Origin of the sequence: Streptomyces flavofungini (assembly GCF_041028215.1) — a bacterium.
Classification (GTDB): domain Bacteria; phylum Actinomycetota; class Actinomycetes; order Streptomycetales; family Streptomycetaceae; genus Streptomyces; species Streptomyces flavofungini_B.
Genome location: NZ_JASKYR010000586.1, coordinates 1 through 5,452 on the forward strand (window position 1 = coordinate 1; position 5,452 = coordinate 5,452).

Below are 5,452 nucleotides of genomic sequence, written 5' to 3' on the forward strand. Positions count from 1 at the left end.
GACCGCGGCGGCCCCCACCCCGAAGCCCGGCGAGAGCGAGAGCCACGCGCTCTCGAAGGCTCCGGCCACGATCCCCGCCGTACGGGAGCACGAGGCGGCCCGGGGGCCGGGGTGGCGCCCCGGGGGCGAAGGACGCGTCGTCGTCGGGGACGGCGACCTGGCGGACGAGGGACGCCTGCTCGCCGGTGAGCTGAAGCTCCGGTACGCCGGGGACGAAAAACCCCGCGAGGGCGATGTGGAACTGGCGCTCGACAAGGACGCGGACAGCGGCCCGGAGTCGTACGCCCTGTCGGTCAAGGGCCGCACGGTCCGGATCACCGCCCCCGACCAGGCGGGCGTCTTCTACGGCACCCGCACCCTCAAGCAGGAGGTGAAGGGCGGCCGGAGGGCCCCCGAGGGCGTGGTCCGCGACCGGCCCGCGAAGCCGCAGCGCGGCTTCATGCTCGACATCGCCCGCAAGCACTTCGACGCCTCGTGGATCGAGGACCGGATACGCGAGCTCGGCGACCTCAAGTACAACCAGCTCGGCCTGCACTTCTCCGACGACCAGTCCTTCCGTATCGCCTCGGACTCGCACCCCGAGATCGTCTCCGAGGACCATCTCTCCAAGGACCAGGTCCGGCGCATCCTGAAGCTGGCCGAGAGCAGGCACATCACCGTCGTGCCCGAGATCGACTCGCCGGGACACCTCGGCGCGGTCATCCGCGCCCACCCCTCCCTCCAGCTCCGCGACGTCCGGGGCACCGCCACGAAGGGCGCCGTCGACATAGCGGAGCCGGAGGCCGCGCGGATCGTCGACGACCTGCTCAAGGAGTACGGAAAGCTCTTCCCCGGCGCCTACTGGCACCTCGGCGCCGACGAGTACCTGGCCCTGACGGTCAAGGACCCCGCGGCCTCGTTCCCCCAGCTCGCCGAGGCAGCCCGCAAGCGGTACGGGCCGGGCGCGAGCGTCAAGGACCTCACGACCGGCTGGCTCAACGACCGGGCCGACGCCGTGCGCCCGCTCGGCAAGAAGCCCAAGGCCTGGAACGACGGCTTCTTCCCCGGCGGCAGGGCCAGGGCGGCCGACGACCTGGAGGTCGCGTACTGGACCGGCAAGGAGATCGGCGCGCGCGAACCCGCCGCCTATCTTGCGGACGGCCGCAAGCTCACCAACTACAACGACGAGTACCTCTACTACGTGCTCGGCCAGCCCAACGACTTCCGCTATCCGACCGGTCAGCGGATATACGAGAGCTGGACCCCCCGGGTGATCCGCGGCACGAGCCCGGTGAGCGAGAAGTACGACGGCCAGATCCTCGGCGGCTCCTTCGCCGTCTGGTGCGATCTGGCGAACGCCCAGACCCAGGACCAGGTCGCCCAGGGCATCCGGCTGCCGCTCGCCGCGACCGTCCAGAAGCTGTGGGACCCCAGGAAACCCGCGCTGTCCTGGAGCGACTTCACCGCACTCGCCGACCGGGTCCGGTAGCCGCCCGCGGGGGCCGGTTGTCGCCGGTGCCCGCCCGGTGCTTTCACCCGACAGGTAGCGAGATCACGCACCCTTGTGGTGTATTCGGCCGGGAACGGCATGGAGCACTGCGGGGGGACGCGGCATGGGTTACTGGGGCTACTACGTCGTGGGCAGGAGCGAGCGGGATCTCGGGGAGTACGCGGCGGTGGCCGGGGTGCGGGACGAGCTGAGCCTCCTGGAGCGGCGGCCCGACGGCTGGCAGGTCTGGGAGGTGCCGGGCGGCGACGGCGGGCGCGACGTGGGGAACATGAACGCGCTCGCCCGGGAGACCGGCGCGCCCGCCCTCTTCGGCTATGTCATGAACAGCGACTGCGTGGTCATCGAGGCCGCCGCGCCGGAGAGCGGCGCGTGGAGCACGTGCCTGGCCCGCGGCGCCATGGCCGGTTACCTCGCCGACAGCGGCCTGACCGTGGAGGACTACTTCCTCGAACCGCGCGACGCCGCCCGGCGCGCGGTCGCCTGGGCGGCGGAGTCGGGCCGCACGGTACGGGCGACCCCGCTCCTTGACGTCCTGAACGCCGATGCCGAGCCGTCGGCGGAAGAACTCTTCTTCCGCTTCCTCGACCGGCTCGGCATCGTGACGCAGTGACGCGGTGACTTGGGGGGCCGTGGGCCGCTACGGCGCCAGCGTCTGGCCGAGGCGGGCCTTCGCGGGGGTGCCGAGCTGCGGGCGGCCGTAGTAGACGCCGCTCGACCCCGGCACGCCGGAGCCGGTGCTGTCGAGCTGGAGGATCGTGCCGTCCGTCGCGTCCTCGCCCTCGACGCCGATCGCGAGGTCCGCGCGGCCGCTGCCGGAGAGGTTCGCCAGGGTGACCGAGGAGCCGAGGTGGTCGTCGGTCTCCGTGGAGCCGGGGACACCGGGCTCGTCCTGCGAGAACGCCTTCGCGCCGCTGCCGGTGAGGCCGGACGAGGAGCCCTTGAGGAGCAGCGAGGTGCCCGCGTCCTTGCGGTCCTTGCCGTCCCGGGTGATGTCCTCGTACGGGGCGCCCGTCAGGACGTCCGCGTAGCCGTCGCCGTTGTAGTCGCCCGCCGCGACCGACCAGCCCATCGCGTCACCGGCCTCGGCGGCGCCCGGCACCCCGGACGTCGCCTGGTGGACCGTCTTCATGCCCGTCGTGGTGAAGCCCGTCGACGTGCCGGGGACCACCGTCACCTGGCCGCCCGCGTGCGCGCCGGACTCGGCGGTGTAGGGCTGGCCGATGACCAGGTCGTCGTAGCCGTTGCCGTTGACGTCGCCCACGGCGACCGAGCGCCCGCCGGGCACGGAGATCACGCCGACCCGGCTCAGCCCCGACCGGCCGCCGCGGAACCAGGCGACCTTGCCCTTGCCCGCCTGGTCGCGGTAGGTCAGCGCCACATCGCCGTAGCCGTCCTTGTTGAAGTCGCCGGAGGCGGCGTCGGGGTAGGCGATGGCCGTGTCGCCCGAGGTGAGGCTGCCGCCCGACTCGTGGTCGGCGTCGAGCCGCGCGGCCCACGAGCCGCCCGTGCCGGTGGCCACCGAGAAGACGTCGTCCTTGCCGTCGGCGTTGAAGTCACCGGAGGTGACCGCCGAGCCGAACCTGGCGCCCGGGTAGTGGAAGTCGGCCGAGAGCTGCATGTCCGTGCCGGACCTGAAGGTGGGCCCGTAGAGCATGGTGACCGCGCCGCGGTCCTTGTGCGAGGAGTCGTCCTCGCCGGGGGCACCGATGATCAGGTCCGCGTCGCCGTCGCCGTTGATGTCGCCCCAGGCGGTCGAGGCGCCCCACTCGTCGCCCGCCTCGGAGACACCGGGAACGCCGGTGCTGGTCTGCGTCAGCGAGATCTTGGAGCCGCTCACGGGCCCGCCGGTGCCGCCGGGGACGACGGTGACGCGGCCACGGCTGCTGGACGCCTTCGGGGTGGCGGCGATCAGATCGGCGATGCCGTCCCCGTTGTAGTCGCCCTCGGTGGCCTCGGGTGCCGCATCCTCGGCCGCGAAGGCGGCGGGAGCCGTCACCGCACCCCCGCCGACCGCACCCGCGCCGCCGAGCACGGCGGCACCGATCGTCAGCCACGCCCTGCGCTTCAGGCTCTGCGGCCTGTACGCATGCGTGGTACGCGCCTTTTCACGCGGTTTGCGCGGGCTCAAGTGCCCCACCCCTTAGTGAATTCCAGGTAACCAAGCGAGTCCGTACGACTGATCGAGAGGCTAAAGGGTTGTGCTCGCCGGGGTGATTCGTCACGTGACGTATCCCGCACGCCCCAGGTGTGACAGTGCGGCCCGTCGCCACGCTGGACCAGGTGAGAGTCGTGCGCCCGGAGTGGCGCGGCTGAGAGTTGTGCGGCGCACGACCCGGGYGGGGTCCCGGAGACTCCGGGACCCGGGCGGGGGATCAGGTGGCACAGCGGGTCACGCCGATGCGTCGGGCAACGGCGGGGGGGGGGGGGGGGGGGATACGGKGGYGMSGGGCGCGGGCGTTCGCGCTCGCGGCGGTGCTCGGCGTGGCGGCGGGCACCCTCACGGCGTGCGGCGCGGGCGGCGGGGTGACGTACGCGGGCGGCACGTTCGACGAGGCCGCGCCCGGCACCACGGCGTCGGCCGCCTCGGCGGACGAGAAGCGCGGCAGGGAACTGGCGGTGCGGGGCATGGAGCTGCTCCGCACGGCGGACACCGTGCGGATGGGTATCGACATGTCGACCCCGAAGGGCCACCAGAAGGTCACGCTGCACATGGACCGCGACAGCAACTGCACCGGCACCTTCGACGCGGGCCCCAGCCAGCGCGGCGAGCTCATCATGGTCGCCGGTGACGCGACCTACGTACGGTTCTCCGACGCCTCGCTCGACGCCATCCGGGAGATGGGGGAGCTGCGGAGCCCCGAGGCGGCCGCGACCGTGCGGGAACGGACGGCGCTCGCACGCGGCAAGTACCTGAAGATCCCGGCGGGCGCGGCCGGTGCCCCGTCCGTACCGGGCATGAAGTGCGACCTCGACGAACTCACCGGCAAGCTGACCGGCGGCCCCGACGCGGACGACGTCATCAGGGCCCTCCCGGAGACCCGGCGCTACGGCACGAGGGTCACGCCGCTGGTGGAAACGGCAGGCGGCGCACACAAGGACACGAACGAGGCCCCGGCCGCATCGGAATCAACGGAGACAACGGTGTACGTGGCCGCGTCCGGCGAGCCGTACATCCTGGGCTTCGAGGGGACGGACGAGGGCGGCCGGAGCATGCGGATGCGCATGTCGGCGTACGACGAGCCGGTCGCCGCGAAGGCCCCCGCGGCGGACCTGACCCTCGACATCGCCCGCATCCGGGGCGGCGGCGGCCTCTTCGAGGTGTGAGCCGCGTCCCCCTGTGACATTTCCACCTTCACTGGCGCTGGTGAGCGTGAAGGCACGGGCGCGGCAGCGCGTGCCGGTCGGCCGGATGGGAGAGCGTTGGGCCAGGGTGGGGAGCCCCGTCGCGCGCGGGCGTACGACGAGGAGCTCGGCAGGGCCGTCGCGGCGGCCCAGGACGGCGACGAGACGGCTTTCGCGGTCGCGTACCGCATCGTCCAGCCGGGGCTGGTCGGTTATGTGCGGGGCCTGGTCGGCACGGACGGCGAGGACGCGGAGGACGTCACGGCCGAGGCGTGGCTGGAGATCGCCAGGGACCTCGGGCGGTTCCGTGGCGACGGGGCGGGGTTCCGGGGCTGGACCGCGACGATCGCCCGCCACCGCGCCTTCGACCACCTGCGCCGCCAGAAGACCCGGCCGCGCCCGGTCGCCCTGGAACAGGACCTCCTCGAACTTCCCGGCCCGCACAGCACCTCGGCGGCGGCCCTGGAGGCGGTCTCGACGGAACAGGTTCTCGCCCTGGTCGCCACGCTGCCCCGCGACCAGGCGGAGGCGGTCCTGCTGCGCGTGGTCGTGGGCCTGGACGGCCCGGCGGCGGCGAGAGTCCTCGGCAAACGCCCCGGCGCGGTCCGCACGGCGGCCTAC

General features: G+C 73.0%; 5 protein-coding genes. 4 read left to right on the plus strand and 1 reads right to left on the minus strand.

What is annotated here, in order from left to right:
• Together AB8Z36_RS30265 and AB8Z36_RS30270 are read left to right on the plus strand one after the other, a co-directional pair.
• Nucleotides 1–1,468: family 20 glycosylhydrolase (locus AB8Z36_RS30265; protein WP_369216578.1), on the plus strand; the 1,468-nt coding region annotated here is incomplete at its 5' end.
• 124 nt (nt 1,469–1,592) lie between these two features.
• A complete protein-coding gene (locus AB8Z36_RS30270) occupies nt 1,593–2,099 on the plus strand; it encodes a hypothetical protein (protein ID WP_369216579.1) in 507 nt (168 codons plus the stop codon).
• A 27-nt stretch (nt 2,100–2,126) separates the two neighbouring features.
• On the opposite strand, the gene AB8Z36_RS30275 is transcribed toward AB8Z36_RS30270, so the two are convergent.
• Complete coding sequence (locus AB8Z36_RS30275) at nt 2,127–3,617, minus strand: FG-GAP-like repeat-containing protein (RefSeq protein WP_369216580.1); 1,491 nt, start codon at nt 3,615–3,617, stop codon at nt 2,127–2,129.
• A gap of 353 nt (nt 3,618–3,970) precedes the next feature.
• Here AB8Z36_RS30275 and AB8Z36_RS30280 point away from each other — a divergent pair, with 353 nt between their 5' ends.
• Complete coding sequence (locus AB8Z36_RS30280; protein ID WP_369216581.1) at nt 3,971–4,813, plus strand: hypothetical protein; 843 nt, start codon at nt 3,971–3,973, stop codon at nt 4,811–4,813.
• A gap of 96 nt (nt 4,814–4,909) precedes the next feature.
• Nucleotides 4,910–5,452 (plus strand): RNA polymerase sigma factor (locus AB8Z36_RS30285; RefSeq protein WP_369216582.1); only part of this gene is annotated, 543 nt, incomplete at its 3' end.